This is a genomic window from Thermococcus sp. 101 C5 (assembly GCF_009372125.1).
In the GTDB taxonomy this organism is placed as follows: domain Archaea; phylum Methanobacteriota_B; class Thermococci; order Thermococcales; family Thermococcaceae; genus Thermococcus_A; species Thermococcus_A bergensis.
The window spans coordinates 18,562-39,571 of record NZ_WHIZ01000003.1; the positions used below are offsets into that span (position 1 = coordinate 18,562).

Here is a 21,010-nt window from a genome sequence, read left to right on the forward strand (position 1 = left end):
AATTTGTATGGTGAGAGGGTGAAGGATGATGCTGGTTGGCAGGGCATTGATCCCGGTTAAGGTGTTAAAATCATTTGGAAGCTGGAAACCCGGGGATACTCCATTAGTTGAAGACTGGAAAGCTAAAGAACTGTGGGAGAGCGGTGTAGTGGAGATTATAGATGAGAGTGAGAAAATCATTCGCGAACTTGAGAAGGTTATAAATGAAGAAAAAAACAGCGAGCCAATAACATCAATTCCTGAAGGACTGTATGAGAGGGCTGAATTTTACATTTACTACCTTGAGAACTATGTAAAAACTAAGACGGATGGGGATATCGAAGTTTTGAGTGCTAAAATGACCAAGCTCTCCAATTTAAAGAGAAAATATGAGTACCTCAAAAGGCTTCGCTTTAACAAGATAATCAACGCAATAATGTTCAGACCGGGAAGCTTGGAAATCTTGAGCAGGCTCTCATTGGAAGAGAGGAGAATATACCTCCAAATATCGCAGATTAGAAATGAGTGGCTGGGTGAGAAGTGATGGACAGGCAGGAGATGATAGAGAGGTTTGTGAAGTTTCTTAGAGAGTACACTGATGATAGTGGGAACAAGGTTTATTTGGATGAAATAAGGGACGTGCTGACCGTCATTCCGAAAAGGCATATTGCGATAAACTGGGAGCATTTGAACGCTTTTGACCCCGAACTTGCTGGCGAGCTTATAGACAACCCCGAAGAAGTCATCCTCGCAGCTGAAGATGCCCTTCAGATAGTCCTTCAGGAGGATTTCTTCAGAAAGGAGCCTTTTCCAATTCACGCCCGTTTCTATGGTTTGCCAAAGAGCTATCTCGTGAAAGAGCTTGGGAGTGAGCACATAAACAAATTCATCCAGGTGGAGGGAATAATAACGAGGATGACTGAAGTGAAGCCCTTTGTTTCAAGAGCAGTCTATGTCTGCAAAGACTGTGGACAGGAGATGGTGAGACTTCAAAAACCCTATGCCACGCTGATAAAGCCCAACAAATGTGAAGCCTGTGGAAGCAGAAACATTGAGCTTGACGTTGATAAGAGTACTTTTCTCAATTTCCAGAGCTTCAGACTCCAGGATAAGCCTGAAAGCCTTAAAGGTGGACAAATGCCCCGTTTTGTTGACGTAATTTTGCTTGACGACCTTGTGGATATTGCCCTTCCAGGAGATAGAGTGGTTATAACCGGAATTTTGAGGGTTGTTTTAGAGCAAAGGGATAAGAGACCAATATTCCGGAAGATAATAGAGGCAAACTATGTGGAGCAGTTAAGCAAGGAAATAGAAGAGCTCGAAATAACTCCGGAGGATGAGCAGAAGATTAAGGAGCTTGCAAAAAGGAAAGATATCGTTGATGTAATAGTCGACTCGATTGCCCCTGCTATTTATGGGATGAAAAAGGAGAAACTCGGAATTGCTCTCGCGCTGTTTGGAGGAAACACGAAGCAACTTCCTGATGGAACAAGGCTAAGAGGAGAGAGCCATATTTTGCTCGTGGGAGATCCTGGAGTGGCCAAGTGTGTTGACTACGATACGAAAGTCGTGCTGGCAGACGGAAGCATCAGACCAATAGGAGAACTTGTTGATGAAGCCATAGAGAAAGCCAAGGAAAGTGGAACTCTCGGAGTTGTTGACGATGGCTATTATGCACCCATAGACCTTGAAATCTATGCCCTTGATGCTTCAACACTAAAAGTTAGGAGAGTTAAGGCAAATATTGCCTGGAAGAGAACTGCTCCAGAGAGAATGTTCAGGATAAAGACCGCGAGCGGAAGGGAGATAAAGGTAACGCCCACACATCCTTTCTTTATCTTCGATGAGGGAAGTTTCAAGATCAGAAAAGCGGAAGAGCTGAAAGTGGGAGATTTCATAGCAGTTCCGAGGATCATTCCTGCAAAAGGGAAACCAGTAAATCTCAACATGGCACCTATTCAGAAACCAAAGACTGCAAAGAGCAGGCTTACCCTTCCAGAGTTCGCAGATGAGCAGTTCTGGTATATCATTGGGCTAATTACGGGAGAGGGACACGTCCAAAAGAGAGGTGGCAGTGCTACTCTTTACTTCACCAACAGTGACGAAGAGCTTATAGAGCAAGTCAGGGAGTATTTTAGCAGGATTGGGCTGAATCCAAAAGTAAGGGGTCCTCACAATGGAAAGACAGCTCACGAAGTCTATGTCTCCAGTGTTGAGCTTTATAGCCTCCTTGAATGGCTTAAAATCTCCAGTAACTCTGCAGAAAAGAGGATCCCACCCCAACTGTTTAGTGCTCGGGATGAGGACATAAAAGCCTTCCTCAGAGGATATTTCGATGCTGAAGGAACTGTTGATAAAGGACGGCCAAAAATAACGATTGTCTCAGCATCAAAAGAACTTGTCAGGGGCATCCAGCACCTGCTGCTGCGGTTTGGAATCAAGTCTCAACTTCACAAGGTCAAAAATAAAGCAACAAACGGAAAGATGGGTGAGAAAAAGACGTACTATCGGCTTTTCATTACCGGAGAGGATGCAATAAAGTTCAAGGATGTTATTGGATTTGGGCTTCAGAGAAAGATGGAAGTTCTTAAGAAAGTGACTCAGAATATCAAATCAAACACGAATGTTGATGTCGTTCCTGGCGTTAGCACTCTTCTTAAAGAACTTAGAAAGAGCACTGGGCTCACTCAAAAGGAAATGGGGGTAAATCGTTCCACATATTTGCATTACGAGCGGGGGGATAGGTTACCCAGCAGAGAAAAGCTTGGGGTTATAGCCAGAACCCTCGAAACACATCTACCCAACTCACATGAGGTTAAACTTCTCAAGCTCCTTGCCAGTTCCGACATATTCTGGGACAAAGTCGAGGAGATAGAAGAGTACAAGCCAGAGCACCCGTGGGTATATGACCTTCAGGTTCCCGAGCATCATAACTTCATAGCTAACGATATCTTTGTTCATAATAGCCAGATACTCCGTTATGTGGCGAATTTAGCGCCGAGGGCTATCTATACCAGTGGGAAGAGCTCAAGCGCCGCTGGTCTGTGTGTTGCCCCAGACTCCCTCATAATAACAGAAAACGGCACATGGGAGATTGGAAAGCTCACTGAAGACTGGATTAAAGACGTAGGGGCAATTCAATACTCCGAGGGTATTTATTACGCTCCGTATCTCGGAGAGAGCTTCTCGTTCAGCGAAGGAAAAATCAAAAAATCGCCAATGAGCAAGGTGTGGAAACTAAAATCTCCGAGAGAGCTTATCATGTTAAAAACAAACACAGGAAAAGAAGTTATAACAACTCCCGAGACCCAATTGATGGTATTCAAAGATGGCAGCTTCAAGTGGAAGAAATCTGAGGATATTCAGCAAGGGGATTATGTAGTAACACTTAGAAAGATCGAAGTTGAAGAGAAACCGCTTTATGTTATCGAAATGCTCCAAGATCTTGATGAGCTCGTTTTATATGGGATCAAAAAAGATGTAAAAAGGTTAATTGAGAAGATAAGAAGAGAAAAAGGCATAACAAAGAGAGAACTTGCAAAGATTCTTGGAGTAAATGAGAACATGCTATATCATAACTGGGTGAATGAGGGAGCAAGAGGCAATATTACCATGAAACACCTGAAGAAGCTCGTTGAGCTTGCAGAAGTGCCGCTTTCATCAATTCATCCAAGAGAAGTTGCTCTTCAAGATGGAAAAAGAATCAGAATACCCAAGCTCCTTGATGAGAAGTTTGCTTATTTTGTTGGACTAATTGCGGGAGATGGAGATGTATCCCGAGCAGGATGGGGAGTTTCTGTGAGATTCTCTAACAGGAGCAGCGAAATGAGAAGAAAATTCAAGGAATTAGCTGAGTATCTTTTTGGAATAGAAGCTAAGGAAAATGCGCAAGAGGACAGAGTTCCAGCAGTGCGCTTTCATTCAAAGGTAGTTGCTCATCTTCTCAAAAAGCTGGGCGTTCCACTTTCACCAAAGTCTGAAAAGGTAGATATTCCCCCAGAACTCTTTGCAGCACCAAAAGAAGTCTTAGCTGCCTATCTCAGGGGAATTTTTGATTGTGACGGAACGGTCGTTCTAAGAAATAAAGGGTCGTCATACATAGAATTCGATACTACAAGTGAAAAGCTTGCTAAAAAGATTCAGCTGGCACTTCTTCGCTTTGGTATAGTCTCCCACTTAAGGAAGAGAAACAGAAAAGGATATGTTAGTGAGATAAACGGAAAAAGAGTTATTTCTAAACACGATAGATGGGAGCTCAAGATATATGGTGAAAACATCATTCACTTTGCGAGGGAAATTGGGTTTGAACATCCCGAGAAGAAAGCCCGCCTTGAAGAACTGGTTAGAAAGCTAAGAGCCTCAAAAAGGGACACTAACATCGACGTTGTTCCTGGTATCGGAGGCTTGCTCCGGAAGATAAGAACCTTCTATGGAATGGGCATTGAAGAAACCTACGGCACAAACTTTGGCTCCGCCATTGAGCATGGACGTCCAATATCAAGAAGACTCCTCAAAAGGGTTCTTAGGAACCTTGAGAAAGCTGATATCGAAAGAGTCCCTGTCGAACTGCCCAATGGGCTCAGGGTTAGAATTGGTGAAGTTATAGAACCAAAAGAAATCGGGCTTAAGAGAGAAGAGTTTTACGAGCTGTTCAAGAGGAATAGAAGTAGAAAAATAGACTACGCACTCCTTGTAAAAGTTGCAAGAGCCCTTGCAGAGAGAGATGAAAAAGCGTACAGAGAGCTTGTCTGGATTTTAAGCGACGTGACTGCAAAGGAAATGGAGATACGCGAGAAAATAGAGTTCCTCAGAAAGCTTGTTAACTCGGAGTTGCTCTTTGAGAGAGTCACTGAGAGCAAGAGAATAAAAAGTCTTTACGAATACGTCTATGATATCACCGTTGAAGGTTCCCACAGCTTTATTGCTAACGGATTCGTAGTCCATAATACCGCTGCTGCAGTGAGGGATGAATTAACAGGTTCCTGGGTTTTGGAGGCTGGAGTTCTTGTTTTAGCCGATATGGGCATAGCATGTCTTCACCCAGATTCGAGAGTGCTTGTGAACGGCAAATACCTTCCAATAAAAGAGTTATTTAATGAGGCAAAGTCCTACAAAGCCAAATCTAACGGGGAGATAGTGGATATTCAGGAAGATACTTTCGAAGTTGTCTCATTAGACCTTGAAAGAATGAAAACTGGTAACTCTTTGGCAACAATCATCCGGAAGAAACAATGGAAAGGAGAACTCGTTAAGCTAAAATTCCGCTCGGGTAATGAACTCCTTCTTACCCCTGACCACTGGCTCATTGATGGTAAAACATTAGAATGGAAAGAAGCGGGAGAGTTTAAACCGGGTGATACGGTCGTTGCTCCTCTCAAACTCCCAGAGGTGAAGGAGAAAATCCACATCCTTGACATACTTCCTGAAAACTGGCGGGTTAAATTAACCAAGGAAGAAAAAGAAGAGCTAAGAAAAGAAGTTCTTAGAAGATTCAAGTCTATTGCAGAATTCAACAGGCACTACGGTATTTCAAAAGACTTCCTATCTGGGAGAGGAGCTATAAAGGTTGGCAAGTTCAGGAAAATACTCAAAGATTTCGGCATTTACGAAAAATGGAAGAAGCGTCCCCTGGCTTATGGGCCATATTCAAGAAGAGAAAAGCTTAAGGTCGCATATATAACTCCAGAAATGGCCTATTTCTTTGGATTTCTGTACGGAGACGGGTGGATTCAAAGAATTGGAGATAGGGTAACACTGCGGATAACCCAATCACTTGTCAATGAAAAACAGCTCAAAAGGTTAAGAGAGAGTTTTGCATTATTTTATCCCAAAAAACTCAGAGAGTACAGGAGAACTACGTCGAGCATCTTGGCAGGGAACAAAATCTCGAGTGAAAGCATAATCTTCTCAGTAAATTCTCCTCTTCTCGGCTACATCTACGAGTACCTCACAAAAGACAATCTAACGAACCTCTTTGGGCTAGATGATGAGGCACTTAAAGCATTTGTTGCAGGGGCTCTGGACTCAGACGGTTGTGTATCAATAAAGCGGAGTGATAAAGGAGAAGTTGTCCACGTGGAATTCCTCCTATCTAATGATATCAGGAAAGATAATGCCTTTGCCATGCTCCTAAGGAGATTTGACGTGTATGCCAGAATTGTAAGAGACAAACGAGAAAACGTTAATAGAATACAAATAACCTCTAGGGAGGACGTTAAAAACCTTTTAGAAGCTGTGAAATCTTACAGCATAAAGGTCAAAGAAATCCCTGAAGTTAAACGCCTTATATCGTCCAAAAGCGACAAATTGCCCTCAGAACCTGTCAAAGAAATTGCGAGGAGGATAAGAGAGGAAATACCAGCTTCAATTCTCCTGAAAAAAGGTCTTTGGAGTATTATCTATGAGTACTCCAAAGGCATCCGTGTTCCAACTAGGAAACAAATCCATAAACTTCTGGAGAGACTTTCGGATTATCTCAGCCCGGAAATAAAATTTAAGCTTGAAATTCTAGCAAGAAGAGACTACTTCCTTGACGAAATTGTGGAGGTAGGGAGGATACCATATGAAGGGCATGTTTACGATCTTTACGTGCCTGTTTATCATAACTTTGTAGCCGAAGGAATAATTGTGCACAACTGCATTGACGAAATAGACAAGATGAGCGATAGGGATAGGAGCTCCATACACGAGGCCCTTGAGCAGCAGACCGTTAGTATATCAAAGGCGGGAATCACCGCGACGCTGAACGCAAGAACCACGGTTATAGCCGCGGCCAATCCCAAATATGGAAGGTTCAACAGGATGAAGCCTCTTCCAGAGCAAGTGGACTTGCCTCCAACACTTCTAAGCAGATTTGACCTTATCTTCGTTCTTCTCGATGAGCCGGATGAAAAACTTGACTCCGAGATAGCCGAGCACATACTTAAGGTCAGAAAGGGCGAAGCTGAGGCAATTACTCCGAAGATACCCCACGACCTTATTAAAAAGTACATAGCCTATGCAAGAAAGAATATCAAACCGGTGCTCAGTAAAGAGGCAATGGAAGAAATCAAGCGCTACTACGTTAAAATGAGAAGGACAATAGGGAGAGGAGGTAGTGAAGAAGGGATTAAACCGATTCCAATCACTGCAAGACAGCTTGAGGCCCTCATAAGGCTTAGCGAGGCTCATGCAAAAATGAGGCTCAGTGAGATTGTCACAAAAGAAGACGCCAGAGCTGCCATTGAGCTCATGGAGTATACACTTAGGAAAACGGCAATGGACGAAGAAGGAAACATTGATGTCAGCATCTTGGAGATTGGAAAATCCTCAAAGAAAATCAACAAGATGGACAAGATTCTCAATATAATAAAAGAGCTTCAGGATTTGGAAGACTACGGGGCCCCTAGGGAAGAGATAATAAAAGAGGCCAGCAAACACGGAATAGGAAAGAGTGAAGTTGAGAAAATATTGGAAGAACTCAAAGCGAACTCAATGATATATGAACCGCGCTCGGGCTACTACAAAGTTTTGTGAAAAGATTAATAAGGCAGAGATAGAACCTTATAGCGAGGTGAGAAAAATGGAGTACGATTATTATGATTATGAGAAGCTTTTGGAAAAAGCATATGACGAACTTCCCGAGAACGTTAAGCACCATACATCGAGATTTGAGGTTCCCGCTGCAATCGTGACAATTGAAGGTAACAAGACAATAATCGAGAACTTTAGAGACATTGCTGAGGCAATGAACAGGGATCCGAACCACCTGCTCAAGTTTATCCTGAGGGAAGTTGCCACAGCAGGTGTCTTGGAAGGAAGAAGGGTTGTGTTGCAGGGACGTTTTACCCCATACCTCATAGCGAACAAAATGAAGAAATACCTCAAAGAGTACGTCATCTGTCCCGTATGTGGCTCTCCAGACACGAAGATCCTCAAGAGAGATCGCTTCCACTTCTTGAAGTGTGAAGCCTGTGGTGCCGAAACACCAATAGAGCACCTCTGAGCTCTTTTTCACTCTTTTATTTGTGTGCATGTATTCTTTTAGACATTTTACGACTATGAAAATCCTTTTAAAGGGGTTTACAAACTACAACTTAGTTAACCAATGGTTATGGGGGCAGCTCTTATGACTATGGAAGAAAAAGTGAAGGAACTCTATGAAAAGAAGGAGAAAATTCTTAAGATGGGTGGAGAAGAAAAAATCGCAAAGCAGCACGAAAAAGGGAAGCTTACAGCAAGAGAAAGAATTGAAAAGCTCCTTGATCCGGGAAGCTTCGTGGAGCTTGGAATGTTCGTAAAACACCGCGGCACAGAATTCGGCCTCGACAAGATGGAACTGCCTGCAGATGGGGTTATTACCGGTTACGGAACCATCGATGGCAGGCTCGTCTTCGTCTACGCCCAGGATTTCACTGTTATGGGTGGTTCTCTTGGAGAAATGCATGCCGCAAAGATAAAGCGCATCATGGAGCTTGCTCTGGAAGCAGGTGCTCCGGTAATAGGTCTCAACGACTCCGGTGGAGCAAGAATTCAGGAGGGTGTTGACTCCCTTAAGGGCTATGGTGAAATCTTCAAGATGAACACGATTCTGAGTGGAGTGGTTCCACAGATTACTGCTATCATGGGTCCCTGTGCAGGTGGAGCAGTTTACAGTCCTGCTATAGGTGACTTTATTCTCATGGTCGACAATCCTGCAAGCTATATGTTCATTACCGGTCCTCAGGTAGTAAAGGCCGTCACTGGTGTGGAAGTTTCTCCAATTCAGCTTGGTGGTGCAATGATTCATGCTCAAAAGAGCGGACAGGCCCACTTAATAGGCAAGAGTGATGAAGAAGTTCTCATGCTCATAAGAAAGTTGCTAAGTTACCTTCCATCAAACAACATGGAAAAGCCACCAAGATACCCGACCAACGACCCACCCTTCAGAAAGAGTGAAAAGCTCTATGAGATAGTTCCCGACGATCCCAACAAAGGTTACGATGTGAGGCAGGTCATCTATGAGATTGTTGATAGAGATGCCAACGGAAATCCGGATTTCCTCGAAGTACTTCCATACTTCGCTCCAAATGCAGTTGTGGGCTTTGGAAGAATGAACGGGCAGACAGTTGGTATAGTCGCAAACAACCCAATCCACCTTGCTGGAGTTCTTGACATAGACAGCTCCGACAAGATAGCGAGGTTCGTAAGAACCTGTGACGCCTTTAACATCCCGATAGTCACCCTCGTTGATGTCCCCGGTTACTTACCCGGAGTTCAGCAGGAATACGGTGGAATCATAAGGCACGGTGCAAAGGTACTCTACGCTTATTCAGAGGCAACAGTCCCGATGGTTACAGTAATCCTGAGGAAAGCTTATGGTGGAGCTTACTTAGCAATGGGAAGCAAGCACCTCGGTGCAGATTTTGTCTTTGCCTGGCCAACAGCTGAGATAGCCGTTATGGGTCCAGAAGGAGCGGCAAATATCATCTTTAGAAAGGAGATTGCCAAAGCAGAAAATCCAGAAGCGGTTAGACAGGAAAAGATAAGGGAGTACAGAGAGAAGTTCGCTAACCCATATGTGGCCGCAAGCAGAGGCTACATAGACGACGTTATCGACCCAGCAGAGACAAGAGGAAAGATTATCATGGCGTTGGAAGCTTTGGAGAGCAAGCGTGTAAAGCTTCCACCGAAGAAGCACGGCAACATACCGCTGTGAGGTGCGAGAGATGGTCACAGTGGAGTTTTTCCTTGAGGGCTTTTATATTACCATTTTGGGTGTTGTGGTGGTTTTCCTAGTGCTGGCACTGCTCGCCTTGGCAATGTACGGAATAGGCCATCTAGAGAAAGCGCTGATTGAAAGAAAAAAGCCTGTGGAAGTTAAGCCTTTACCCAAAGAAGAGAAAGAAGAAAAGGTCATCGCCGAAGAGAAGCCTTCAATTGAGCCCAAGAAGCTTGCTGTAATCACTGCTGCGGTTTTGGCCTACATAGCGGAGAAAAACGCCCAGCTCAGGCCTTTGCCGTTTAAAAAGAAACCTTCCGATGTTTGGCGTTTATATGGCGTCCAAACCCAACTTGAGGAAGTTGAGAACTTTAATTATGAAATGGGGGCATGGTGATAATGAAAGGTAAAGTTAAGGTCATTGTTGATGGCGTTCCCTACGAGGTTGAAGTTGAAGAACTCGGTGGCGGGAAGTTCAAAGTCAGTTTTGAAGGAGAAAGCTATGAAATTGAAGCCAAAGACCTTGGAATACCAATGGGTGCCCTTCAAGCTCCTTCGGCAGCTCCTGTTCAGGCTGGTGCTCCTGTCGCTACTCCTGCGCCAGCTCCAGCACCTTCAGCGCCGGTTGGGGTTTCTTCTGCTCCAGTGCCGGCTGGTGAAAATGTTGTTACAGCACCAATGCCGGGTAAGGTGCTTAGGATTTTGGTTAGGGAGGGTGATGAGGTTAAGGCTGGTCAGGGGTTGCTTGTGCTTGAGGCAATGAAGATGGAGAACGAGATTCCTTCGCCGAGGGATGGTGTTGTTAAGAAAATCCTCGTTAAAGAGGGCGATACAGTAGATACCGGCCAACCACTAATAGAACTCGGGTGATGGAAAATGGGGCTTGAACAGGCAATACTTGACTTCTTTGCCAACATAGGTCTCTTTCACTTAACAGTAGGAAATGTGATAATGATACTTGTCGGGTTTATCCTAATCTATCTGGCTATAAGGTATGAGATGGAGCCATTATTGCTGCTTCCGATTGGAGCAAGTGCCGTACTGGTAAATCTCCCGCTAACAGGCATTTTGAGCGCTGACCCACACCATCCGGGACTGTTCTACCTTATAAAGCACTACCTTATCGACACAGAGGTCGTCCCATTACTGATATTCTTTGGGCTTGGAGCAATGACAGACTTCGGTCCAATGATTGCCGATCCAAAGACCGCACTGCTTGGAGCAGCAGCACAGATTGGTGTTTTCGTTGCAATGCTTGTCGCGATTGCGTTGGGCTTTAACCTTCAGGAGGCAGCCTCGATAGGTATCATAGGTGGTGCTGACGGCCCAACGACGATTTATCTAACTACAAAGCTCGCTCCTCACTTACTCGGTGCGACTGCAGTGGCTGCTTACTCCTACATGAGCCTTGTCCCGCTCATCCAGCCTCCCGTTATCAAGGCTCTTACAACCCCTGAGGAAAGGAAAATCAGAATGGAGCAGTTGAGACCAGTTTCAAAGAGGGAAAAGATACTGTTCCCAATAGCTTCAATGATAATCATCGGTCTTCTCGTGCCTTCAGCAGCTCCCCTAGTTGGAATGCTCATGATCGGCAACCTCTTCAGGGAAAGCGGTGTTGTTGAGCGTTTAAGCAAAGCCGCAAGAGAAGAGCTGATGAACATTGTTACAATATTCCTAGGGCTTGGCGTTGGTTCGACAATGCAGGCAGAGAGCTTTCTAACCTTAAGCACAATAAAAATCCTCCTCCTTGGTGTTGTGGCATTTGCTTCAGCAACAGCTGGAGGAGTATTGCTTGGTAAACTCATGATGAAGCTCAGCGGTGGAAAGATAAACCCAATGATCGGTGCAGCAGGAGTTTCAGCAGTTCCAATGAGTGCTAGGGTTGTTCAAAGGATCGCTGCAAAAGAAGACCCCGGAAACTTCATACTAATGCATGCAATGGGACCAAACGTTGCTGGAGTTATAGGAACCGCAGTCGTAGCTGGAGTTCTGCTCTCAGTGCTTGGATGATTTCTTCTTTTTTTATTAAACTCCTCTGATGAATTTCATTTTTAATTGGATAGAAAAGTAAAAATCTGAGAAAAGAAGATCACATCATGCCGGGCATTCCGCCCATTCCACCCATGTCTCCTTCTCCGCCTTTGCCTTCGTTCTTTGAAAGCTTTGCAGCTATGACGTCGTCGATTCTGAGGATCATTATTGCAACTTCGCTTGCGCTCTTTATGGCCTGCCTCTTAACCCTCGCTGGCTCAATGACTCCCCTCTCGAGCATGTCAGCTGGCTCTCCAGCGAAGACATCTACACCGATTGCTTTTCCTTTGTTCTTGTGCTCACTTATGGCCTTAACAAGGACATCTATTGTGTCAAGCCCTGCGTTCTCTGCGAGGGTCTTTGGAATGATCTTCAAAGCCTCGGCAAAGGCCTCAACTGCAAGCTGTTCCTTGCCTCCTACCTGCTTTGCAAACTCATCAAGTCTGATGCTAAGCTCAATCTCTGTAGCTCCTCCTCCTGGTAAGATTGCACCGTCTTCCATGACGTCCTTGACGACTTTGATAGCGTCTTCGAGGGCTCTTTCGACTTCATCCACAACGTGCTCTGTTCCACCTCTGATGAGGATTGTGACGGCCTTTGGATTCCTGCAGCCCTCAACAAATATCATGTTCTCGCCAGCAACCTTCCTCTCCTCAACAAGCTCGGCATAACCGAGGTCTTCGCTTGTTAGGTCTTTGACGTTTGTGACGATCTTTGCACCTGTGGCCTTGGCAAGCTTCTCCATGTCGCTCTTCTTGACCCTTCTAACTGCCAAGATACCGTGCTTTGCGAGGTAGTGCTGTGCTAGGTCATCAATTCCCTTCTGGCAGAAGACAACGTTAGCACCTGTTGCGGCTATTTGCTCCACCATCTCTTGGAGCATTTTCTCCTCCTGCTCGAGGAATGCGTAGAGCTGGTCTGGGCTTGTGATGTTTATCTTTGCGTCTGTTTCGGTCTTTTTAACTTCGAGGGCATCGTTGATAAGTGCAATCTTGGCGTTTTCAACTTTCTTTGGCATTCTTGGGTGGACTCTCTCCTTGTCGATTACGACACCCCTGATGAGCTGGGTGTCCCTTACGCTTCCACCCTCCTTCTTCTCAAACTTGATGTTGTCAATATCTACAACGTATTTGCCGTTAAGCTTCTCGGCAACCTGTTTAACTGCCCCCACAGCAAGTTTTGCCAAAAGCTCTTTGTGGCTTTCAGCATTCTTACCGGTTATTGAAGTTGAGGCTATTTTTATGAGGATTTCCTCATTGTCTGGTTCAACTGAGATTGCCATGCTGTCAAGTATCTCTTGAGCCTTCTCGGCTGCAAGAGTGTAACCCTTAATAATTATGCTTGGGTGGATATTTTGATCTAAAAGCTCTTCAGCCTTTGCTAAGAGTTCTCCCGCAATTACAACGGCTGAGGTTGTTCCATCTCCGGCTTCCTTGTCCTGGGTCTTTGCGATTTCAATAATCATTTTAGCTGCAGGGTGCTGAACGTCTATTTGCTCCAAAATCGTTGCACCGTCGTTTGTGATGACTATGTCTCCAAGGCTGTCAACAAGCATTTTGTCCATACCCTTTGGACCAAGGGTGGTTCTTACGGTCTCCGCTATGACTCTAGCGGCCAAAATGTTTAGTCTTTGGGCATCCCTTCCAACGTATCTCTGGGTTCCTTCGGGGAGAATAACAACAGGCTGTCCACCTTGTCCTACCATCATTTCAATTACCTCCGTTATGTTAAACAAGAACCTTTCGTTAGTACTCTATAAAAACGTTTCTACTTAAAAGGCTGAATTTGATGAAAAATTTTGAATAGTAGCCAATAAATGGGCAGAAGTTTTGCCTAACTTACAAAGAAGAGGAACGCAAAAGATTATTAAAGAGTGTTTGTCCATTCTCTTCCATGGAGGGATATCGGACAATTAGAGGGTTTGGGAAGGTTGAAAAGCTCTATGTGGATTCTCTCTTTATCGGCTATGCCATGCCAGTAAAATCAGAGAAAGAGGCCAAAGAGTTCATTAGAAAAGTCAAGGAAGCCCACGCAGATGCGACGCACAATGTTTCCGCTTATAGGGTTAGAGAGGGGAACACACTTCTCGTTCACTATGATGACGATGGAGAGCCAAGGGGAAGTGCCGGAAAGCCTGTTTTTAAGGTTCTTGAATACAAGGGTCTGGAAAACGTTGTGGTCGTTGTAACGAGGTATTTTGGCGGAACAAAGCTTGGCTATGGAGGATTGATAAAGGCATACAGCGAGACAGCAAGTGAAGCTCTTGAAAAAGCGGGAATAATAGAGGTCATCAAAAAAGAACCAATTGAAATAGTTTTTCCGTACAACCTTTACAACGCAGTTGAAAAAGCAATTGAAAAATTCGAGGCAGAAATTTTCGAGAGAGAATTCAATGTCGAAGTCAAATTTGTGGCTGGAGTGTTGCCAGAGAAAAAAGAGGAGCTTATAAACTACCTCATCGAGATCACCAAAGGAAAAGCAAAAATAAGAGAGTTCCTAGATTTTGAGAGGGGAATCAGAAAGAAGAGAGATTAGTCAGCTCTCCAAAGCATTTATCAGTTCCCTCTTGTCTGGTTTTTTAATAATGCCGAACTCCAAAGCATGTTGAAGAACAAACTCCGGAATCTCATTGTCAAAAAATGCCCTTATCCCTTTCTCCGGTATGTAGAACGCGTAAACCCTTGTTGCTCTGCCTCCGCATTTCCCTCTTGCAACCATAAATCCCTTTTCGGCGTTTACTCTTACGATTTCCCACGAAAATGTCTCAGCTAGGGAAAAGAAAGCCTCAAAGAGCTTAGCTTTAGCCTCTTTCAAAGATTTGTTTACAGCCTGTCTTGAAATTCCAAGACTTTCTGCTATTTCTATCTCTCTCATCCCTTTTGCCTTCATAGTCCAGATTCTTTCCATGCTTTCCGGGAGCCTAATCATCACTTAAAACCTCCATGATTGCTTTGATTGCTCTTTCCACTTTATCTCTGGGAGCGTTAGAGGTTAAGAGATATTTGCCTTTCTTTGTTTTCAAAACGATGTGGTCTTCAGTGTCGATATCGTATACTATCAAAAGAGTTATCATAGCTAAGACTGCTATCATTGGAATCATTTCTGCTTTACGAGTCTTAAGCCATAGAAGAAATGCACCAGCAATAGAAATAGCGACTGTTGCAAGAAGCTTATGACGTGTTTTCCCAGTTGGTACTGCCATTGAGAGCAGTACAGAACTTGAGATTACAATTATCCCAAGGGCTCCCAGGTAATACCCCGGCAGAAGGTTCTCCGGAAATGTGGAATAACGGTATAACGCATAGACAAGTGCCCCCATATAAGCGATTCCAACTATAGGGAAATGCCTTAAAAGAACACCCCTTTCCACTCTGTTCAGGATTAAAACCTCATCAATATCCTCCGCTCTGAGCTTTATAGGTAGCAACCCAAAGGCATACTTGAGAACTAAGGTTTTGTTTTCAATTTTGGCTGATACTCCCCATGAAGCAAAGATAAGAGCCCAGCCAGTAATTCCCATCCACAATGAGGAGAATTCTATCCCTCCAAGTATCATCACAAGTGCAGAGATTGCCATTAGAGCTGGAACTCCGCTGAAATTTGATGGCCTAATGCCTTCAAGCTTCATTTCTAACACCCATAAACATTTTGATAGCTTTTCTTCCATCGGGGCATCCTATTACGATAATACCTTTTCCCACAGTATTGACAATTATGTAGTCGAATCTTGTCCAGAAAACGATAAACACGAGAAATACAATTCCAAGAAATACTCCAAGAACTGGGTTTTCACCAACTAAGGTGGAAAATATGGGAAGCAACACTACAATACCCAAAAAGATTTTCCCGAAGTCTTCCCAAATTTTATAGATTGGAACAAAGAGATACAAGAAATAAGCAACATAAATGACAAAAATCCAGAGAAAAAGGAGAGGGAATTCTCTCCATGGCGCTTTGATGAGGGTTATAATAAAGAGCAACACTACAAGTCCTGCATCTTTCCAGTTGTATCTAAATAATTTGGCCTCTCTGAGCTCATTCGCAAGCATTACCTCTTTGATTTCCTCAAAAGGTATTTTAACCTTCCAGAAAAGATATTTTAAAACAAGTCCATCTTCTTTAATCTCTATACCCCTTCCCCTAGAGAGTGCAAAAAGAGTAAGTCCACCAAAAGTAAGCTCTACAACGCGGACTTGAAGAATTAAACTCGCAATCATTAGAGAATATCCCAATATTACAAAAATCCTTGAAACTCCTAGAGGGGTTATAGGCCATGAGTCCTCAAGCTTCATTCACTTCACCATTGAATTCTTGTCAACCTATGTAAGTTGACATAATATTTAAACCTTTTGTCAAATGTTCGAGAAACTTTAATACACTTACAAAACAAAATACAAGTGGTGTTGTGGGTATGGAAGAGCCTAGGGTCTATCTCATTAAAGAAATTAAGAAGCTCAAGGAGTTCTTAGAGAAGGTTTCAGACTACAAACTGTTGGACATTGAAATAGAAAACAGAGCATCTCTTCTAGATGATATGCTCGAGAGTAAAGATGAAAAGCTTAAATATGCCATGAAAAAACTTGAGGAAAATGAGATCGATGAGGCCAAGCTGGTACTTAAAGGAGGAAATGCCTTGTTAGTGCTAAAAATTGAAGACGTTATCTCTATCAGGCTTGTATTTGAAGATGCTCATGGTGTTATTCAGGCACTTGAGATAAATGGGTGAAGCACATGAAGCTGATAAAACAGGGAGCAGAAGCAAAGATTTATCTGGCAGGCTTTGAGGAGCTTTACTTCCCGTTTAATGGGGAGAAAGTCATAATAAAACACCGCATACCAAAGCGTTATAGGATCAAGGAGATTGACGAAAAACTTAGAAAAGAGAGAACCGTGAGAGAAGCAAGAATCCTTCACAGGGCAAAAGAGTTTGGGGTTAACGTTCCCTACGTGTATGAAGTTGACCTAAAGGACATGAAAATAGTCATGGAGTACATTGAAGGTGAGAGACTAAAGGAACTGCTTGAGAGCATCCCGATGGAAGAGCGCCTAAAAATCTGCAGGGAAATCGGCAGGCAGATAGGAAAGCTCCATGAAGCGGGCATAGTTCACGGCGATTTGACTACCTCAAATATGATTTTCAGAGAAGGAAAGGTTTACTTCATTGACTTCGGTCTTGCCGAGTTCGATGCAACACTTGAAGCTCAGGGAGTTGACCTGCATCTCCTCAGAAGGGCTATGGAGAGCACACATTACAAGTGGTTTGAGAAGGGGTTTGAAGAGGTTTTAAACGGTTATGAAGAGATTAGAGGCACAGAAAAGAGAAAAGAGGTCGAAGCAAAGCTGGACGAAATCGAAAGCAGAGGACGATACAGAGAGAGGGGATGGATTAAGGGTTAGCCTTTGAAAGCCTTCAGGACTCTCTCAAAAATCTCCTTCTCTTTTCCGCGCTTTTTCTTTGCCAGTTTTTCCACTATCAGCTCTGGAGTGCTCTTTCCAAGCTTTCCAAACTTGGGCTGTCTGTCCACTATCAGGTTGAGGTTCTCATCCAAGCCTTCTGCCTCTATTCCGTCAACCCTCGCAAAGGACAGCTCTCTCTTTAGGTCTTCTCCTAAGTGAGAGACGATAACGACGTAAAACCCCTTTTCGTGGGCTACCTTAAGGAGCTCCCCAATAATCTTCACTGCAGCACCGGGTTCCGTTATGGCCTCAAACTCGTCTATGAGGATCAGCTTTTTGCCTTCTTTTGTGAGAGCGCGGGCAAAAGCCTTTAAGGCGGTCTCAAAAGCACCGGCTCCGTAGGAAGAGCGCTTCCTTCTGAAGAAGAAAAGCTCATCTAATGGCTCAACCCATGCTTTTTCCGCAGGAACTGGAAGCCCCATGTGGGTGAGGAGAACTATCTGGGTGATGAGTTCGAGCAGAGAGGTCTTTCCACCGCTGTTAGCTCCAGTTAAAATCACAACCTTTTCTCCTCTTGTGCCGTCAAAGCTCGCAACGTTCCCAACGACGTAGTTGACCGGCTGTGGGTTTTCTATAAAGAGGTGCCTTCCATTTATGAAAGCTACCCCTCCGCTGGCAATTTCTGGAAAGACAAAGCCTTCGGTAAATTCTTTCACAGCCCTCAAGAATTCCAGTTCATAAGCTTTTTGAAGCTCTTCTTTCAGTTTCGGGAGTAGTGGCTTTATTTTCCTCAGGATTTCCCTGCTCACTAAATACATCTCAATCTTTGTTTCTTTTTCGAGCTCTGTCCTCAGGAGTTCAACAGTCTCTGCAGAAACTTCCACTGGGTATAAATTATCTCTTGAAAACACCTCCACATCAAGATTAAGCAGTTTACTAAGTCTTTCTTCGCTTTTTCTTATCTCCCTCAGGATTTCGTTTTCAACCTGGGAGAAGTGGGAGAATATTGCTTGATAATTTCCGCTCTTTAGTTCCTTTAGGAACTCCAAAAGTTCCTTTCCGCTCAGGGTTAGGCTAAATTTCTTTAGCATCTCTTCGATCTTTGTGTTTAACCTCTGCTCTTCTCTCCGAACTATTTCGTCTAGGTTCTCTAAAATCTCTCTCCTCTTCGCAACTTTTTCGAGTCTTCTTAGCTCTGTCAAAATTTCCTCTGCAACGGAAGGAGAGTTTAGAATTCTCCCTATGCTGGCAAGGGCTTTAAGCGTTTCTCGGTTCTCCCACAGGGGCATTATATAGAGCTCGGGAGCTATTTCGCTAATGGAAAGTTCAACATCAATGCCATAGTCAGCTGTGCTCAGTATTAGGTCATAGCCTTCCTCTGGTTCTAGAGAGACGTCACATATATTGAGGGCTTTTGCCTTCTCGAATTCCTCTTCACTGACTACAAGAAGCCTGTCGTGGAGATATTCCCTTCTAAACCTTATGGGTCTTATCTTTGAAAGGAGAGGCTTTAGCTCTTCGCTGATTTTCGGAAGATTTTCCTTCAGATACCTATGTCTTCTTAATATTTCCTCTCTGTTGTTTGTTAGCGAAAATTTCTCAAGGTACACTAGACTTTCTCTGAGCTGGATTCTCCTCTTTATCTCATTTTTTATAGCCTTGTATATTTCCTTCGCTTCACTGTTGAGCTTCATCTCTCACTAAACCTCTGGTGGATTTTATAAACCCTACTCCTTCACTTTCTCCACTACTCTAATCTCTTCAATCTTTGTAAAGGGATACTGGCCGCTGGCATCTTTTTCTACGGCCTTTACCATGTCCCATATCGTGAGAAGGGCAACGCTGACACCAGTTAGCGCTTCCATTTCGACGCCTGTTTTGTAGTAGGCTCTAACCTCACAAGTTGCCTCGATGTAGTCTTCTCCGAACTCAAAGGATATGTCCACTCCTGTGAGCGGAATGGGGTGGCAGAGGGGAATGAGCTCTGGAGTTTTCTTTACGGCCAAAATTCCTGCAAGCTGCGCAGTTGCTATCACGTTTCCCTTTTTTGTTTTTCCCTCTTGGATGAGCTTGATGGTCTCAGGTTTTAGCTTTATTCTTCCCTTTGCAACGGCTTTCCTGAAGACCACATCCTTATGCCCAACCTCGACCATTTTTACGCCCTTTTCATCGACATGTGTGAGCTCCATTTTCTCACCTCTCCTATTACTCCAGAAAAGTATTTAAGCTTTAGAATATAAAATTACCTCGAAGTTCGAAGTATTTGGGTGGTGAATATGGAGGAATTTATTATTTCTACAACGGAGAATGTTCCCGGGTATAAGGTAGTTAAGGTTCTTGGAATCGCGAGGGGAGCAACCGTTAGGGCAAAGCACCTTGGAAAAGACATACTTGCCGGTTTAAGGAATATTGCTGGTGGAGAAGTTAAGGAGTACACCGAAATGCTTGCAGAGGCGAGAGAGATAGCCCTTCAGAGGATGATTCAGCACGCAAAGGAAATGGGAGCAAACGGGGTTATTGGAGTTAGGTTTATGACTTCAGCAGTTGCCTCAGGAGCAGCAGAGATTTTTGCCTATGGAACGGCTGTTGTACTGGAAAAGGAGTGAAACCTGCTTTTTCTTTTTCATTTGATAATCCCCTCTATTGTTGATTTGTTTATCTTGTTTTTACTTATGTTTTTTTGAATGATTAATAAAACTAAAGGTATCAATAGCTTTAAGTATATGAGTTGCTATCAGGCTTGGTGGTCACCATGAAAGTAATGAACATTGCAGTGAAGGATTTTGAAGTCGGCATCAAAACGAGGAAATTCCAAATAATGACAGCGCTATTTGTAATACTCTCCCCGAGAATGAGATACAGCTCAACATATTCGGGCGGGATGTCCCCTTCCGAAAGAGTGGAGTAGCTCACTAACGTCTAATCACCAAAAAGTTTAAATTCCAAAATAGGATATTTAAATTCAACTAAGTAATTGCAAAACAATGAGGTGAGAAAATGTCATCAATTTTGAACGTTTCCATGAAAGAAATCTATGAGGGAATAAAGACAAAGAGAGTGCTTATAGTGCTTGTCGTGTTTTTGATGGCTGGCGCAGGGTATGCATACTGGATAAAGAGTACTTTAATGAGAATAGAGGTTTTAGACACCGATATGGCTTTAAACGCCGCTCAAAATGCCCAAATTTCCTCAATGATGTTTTTCCTTGCAGTAATTGGAGCAATTTTTGGGGCTGATGCTATAAACAGGGAAGTTGAAAGAGGAACTATTAAAGTCACTTTGAGTCATCCAATTTATAGAGATCAATACTTGTTAGGAAAGTTCCTTGGCAGAATGGCAGTAGTTATAATGGCATTTTTAATATTTGCAATAGGGAGCATTGCATTCTTGTTAATACTTGGTGTTCCGTTAGGCTCAGAATTTGTAGCAACTTTCGTAAAAATGTTGCCATTTTTTGTGCTGTTTTCGCTTGTCTATCTCTCCTTAGGCTTTCTGCTTTCCACATTCATAAAAAAACCTTCAACAGCAATAATAGTGGCGGTAATTCTGCCGATATTCCTTGAAATTGTCTACCCAAGTGTTGCTTCGACCCTTGTTGTGTTAATGAGCTTGAGAGAGGGAGTTGCCCCTACTAATCCAATAGTCCTACAAGAGGCACTAAAGAAAGTTTATCTCCTGCTCTCACCAGTCCCAGGTTACCATATGGACAACATACTAAACGCGATTAAGTATGGGGTTTCTATATCTGAATTCTCTGAATTATTAGCTTCTGGGGGATTTTCACTCACATTAAAGCCTTCAAATATTTCGTACCTGGAGGCAATTGGAATTGCATGGAAAAACATTGTAGCCTTGGTAATTATGTTTCTCTTGCCTTTTGCAATAGCCTATGCAAAGTTTATGAAAATGGAGCTGAGGTGATAT

Annotated in this window: 19 protein-coding genes; 13 read left to right on the forward strand and 6 right to left on the reverse strand. The window is 43.5% G+C overall.

Translation table 11 applies throughout. The annotated features are described in order from the left end of the window. The first annotated feature begins 28 nt into the window (after positions 1 to 28). The 7 genes from GBV73_RS00760 to GBV73_RS00790 all read left to right on the forward strand — a co-directional run bounded on the left by GBV73_RS00760 (position 29) and on the right by GBV73_RS00790 (position 11,668). Positions 29 to 523, forward strand: coding sequence for a Gins 23 protein (locus tag GBV73_RS00760; protein ID WP_042699964.1), 495 nt, complete (start codon positions 29 to 31; stop codon positions 521 to 523). Next, on the forward strand, positions 523 to 7,494 hold the full coding sequence (locus GBV73_RS00765; RefSeq protein WP_152878731.1) for an LAGLIDADG family homing endonuclease: 6,972 nt from the start codon (positions 523 to 525) through the stop codon (positions 7,492 to 7,494). Before GBV73_RS00760 ends, GBV73_RS00765 begins: the two co-directional genes overlap by 1 nt. 46 nt (positions 7,495 to 7,540) lie before the next feature. Continuing rightward, positions 7,541 to 7,963 (forward strand): translation initiation factor IF-2 subunit beta, encoded by a 423-nt coding sequence (locus tag GBV73_RS00770; protein ID WP_152878732.1) that lies wholly within the window; start codon positions 7,541 to 7,543, stop codon positions 7,961 to 7,963. A 123-nt stretch (positions 7,964 to 8,086) separates the two neighbouring features. After that, on the forward strand, positions 8,087 to 9,655 hold the full coding sequence (locus GBV73_RS00775) for a carboxyl transferase domain-containing protein (RefSeq protein WP_152878733.1): 1,569 nt from the start codon (positions 8,087 to 8,089) through the stop codon (positions 9,653 to 9,655). A gap of 10 nt (positions 9,656 to 9,665) precedes the next feature. Continuing rightward, the gene (locus GBV73_RS00780) at positions 9,666 to 10,055 is read left to right on the forward strand and encodes an OadG family protein (protein WP_042699956.1); all 390 of its coding nucleotides are present in this window, start codon (positions 9,666 to 9,668) and stop codon (positions 10,053 to 10,055) included. A 2-nt stretch (positions 10,056 to 10,057) separates the two neighbouring features. After that, positions 10,058 to 10,528, forward strand: a complete 471-nt coding sequence (locus tag GBV73_RS00785; protein ID WP_152878760.1) for an acetyl-CoA carboxylase biotin carboxyl carrier protein subunit — start codon at positions 10,058 to 10,060, stop codon at positions 10,526 to 10,528. Positions 10,529 to 10,534: 6 nt separating this feature from the next. Continuing rightward, a complete protein-coding gene (locus GBV73_RS00790) occupies positions 10,535 to 11,668 on the forward strand; it encodes a sodium ion-translocating decarboxylase subunit beta (RefSeq protein ID WP_152878734.1) in 1,134 nt (377 codons plus the stop codon). 79 nt (positions 11,669 to 11,747) lie between these two features. On the opposite strand, the gene thsB is transcribed toward GBV73_RS00790, so the two are convergent. Next, positions 11,748 to 13,394 (reverse strand): thermosome subunit beta, encoded by a 1,647-nt coding sequence (gene thsB / locus GBV73_RS00795; protein WP_152878761.1) that lies wholly within the window; start codon positions 13,392 to 13,394, stop codon positions 11,748 to 11,750. Positions 13,395 to 13,582: 188 nt separating this feature from the next. On the opposite strand from thsB, the gene GBV73_RS00800 reads away from it, so the two are divergent. Next, on the forward strand, positions 13,583 to 14,224 hold the full coding sequence (locus GBV73_RS00800) for a YigZ family protein (RefSeq protein WP_152878735.1): 642 nt from the start codon (positions 13,583 to 13,585) through the stop codon (positions 14,222 to 14,224). Here GBV73_RS00800 and GBV73_RS00805 read toward each other — a convergent pair whose 3' ends face one another. The 3 genes from GBV73_RS00805 to GBV73_RS00815 are packed head-to-tail and all read right to left on the reverse strand — an operon-like array spanning position 14,225 to position 15,981. Further along, the gene (locus GBV73_RS00805) at positions 14,225 to 14,617 is read right to left on the reverse strand and encodes a hypothetical protein (protein ID WP_152878736.1); all 393 of its coding nucleotides are present in this window, start codon (positions 14,615 to 14,617) and stop codon (positions 14,225 to 14,227) included. Next, on the reverse strand, positions 14,610 to 15,317 hold the full coding sequence (locus GBV73_RS00810; RefSeq protein WP_152878737.1) for a hypothetical protein: 708 nt from the start codon (positions 15,315 to 15,317) through the stop codon (positions 14,610 to 14,612). The genes GBV73_RS00805 and GBV73_RS00810 overlap by 8 nt, the downstream gene beginning before the upstream one ends. Beyond that, positions 15,307 to 15,981, reverse strand: coding sequence for a hypothetical protein (locus GBV73_RS00815; protein ID WP_152878738.1), 675 nt, complete (start codon positions 15,979 to 15,981; stop codon positions 15,307 to 15,309). The genes GBV73_RS00810 and GBV73_RS00815 overlap by 11 nt, the downstream gene beginning before the upstream one ends. Before the next feature lie 119 nt (positions 15,982 to 16,100). Between GBV73_RS00815 and GBV73_RS00820 the strand changes: the two genes are divergently transcribed. Then, complete coding sequence (locus GBV73_RS00820) at positions 16,101 to 16,415, forward strand: hypothetical protein (protein ID WP_152878739.1); 315 nt, start codon at positions 16,101 to 16,103, stop codon at positions 16,413 to 16,415. A gap of 5 nt (positions 16,416 to 16,420) precedes the next feature. Continuing rightward, positions 16,421 to 17,086 (forward strand): Kae1-associated kinase Bud32, encoded by a 666-nt coding sequence (locus GBV73_RS00825; protein ID WP_152878740.1) that lies wholly within the window; start codon positions 16,421 to 16,423, stop codon positions 17,084 to 17,086. Here GBV73_RS00825 and GBV73_RS00830 read toward each other — a convergent pair. Continuing rightward, positions 17,083 to 18,780, reverse strand: coding sequence for an endonuclease MutS2 (locus GBV73_RS00830; RefSeq protein WP_152878741.1), 1,698 nt, complete (start codon positions 18,778 to 18,780; stop codon positions 17,083 to 17,085). The genes GBV73_RS00825 and GBV73_RS00830 overlap by 4 nt on opposite strands. Positions 18,781 to 18,813: 33 nt before the next feature. Continuing rightward, entirely contained in the window at positions 18,814 to 19,275 is a 462-nt protein-coding gene (moaC, locus tag GBV73_RS00835; protein ID WP_152878742.1) for a cyclic pyranopterin monophosphate synthase MoaC, read from the reverse strand. Between the two features lie 87 nt (positions 19,276 to 19,362). Here moaC and GBV73_RS00840 point away from each other — a divergent pair, with 87 nt between their 5' ends. From GBV73_RS00840 to GBV73_RS00845, 3 genes are all read left to right on the forward strand, one after another. After that, entirely contained in the window at positions 19,363 to 19,692 is a 330-nt protein-coding gene (locus tag GBV73_RS00840; RefSeq protein WP_152878743.1) for a YbjQ family protein, read from the forward strand. Between the two features lie 146 nt (positions 19,693 to 19,838). After that, the gene (locus tag GBV73_RS11080) at positions 19,839 to 19,994 is read left to right on the forward strand and encodes a hypothetical protein (protein WP_172967179.1); all 156 of its coding nucleotides are present in this window, start codon (positions 19,839 to 19,841) and stop codon (positions 19,992 to 19,994) included. 89 nt (positions 19,995 to 20,083) lie between these two features. Next, positions 20,084 to 21,007, forward strand: a complete 924-nt coding sequence (locus GBV73_RS00845; RefSeq protein WP_152878744.1) for an ABC transporter permease subunit — start codon at positions 20,084 to 20,086, stop codon at positions 21,005 to 21,007. The last annotated feature ends 3 nt before the right edge of the window (positions 21,008 to 21,010 follow it).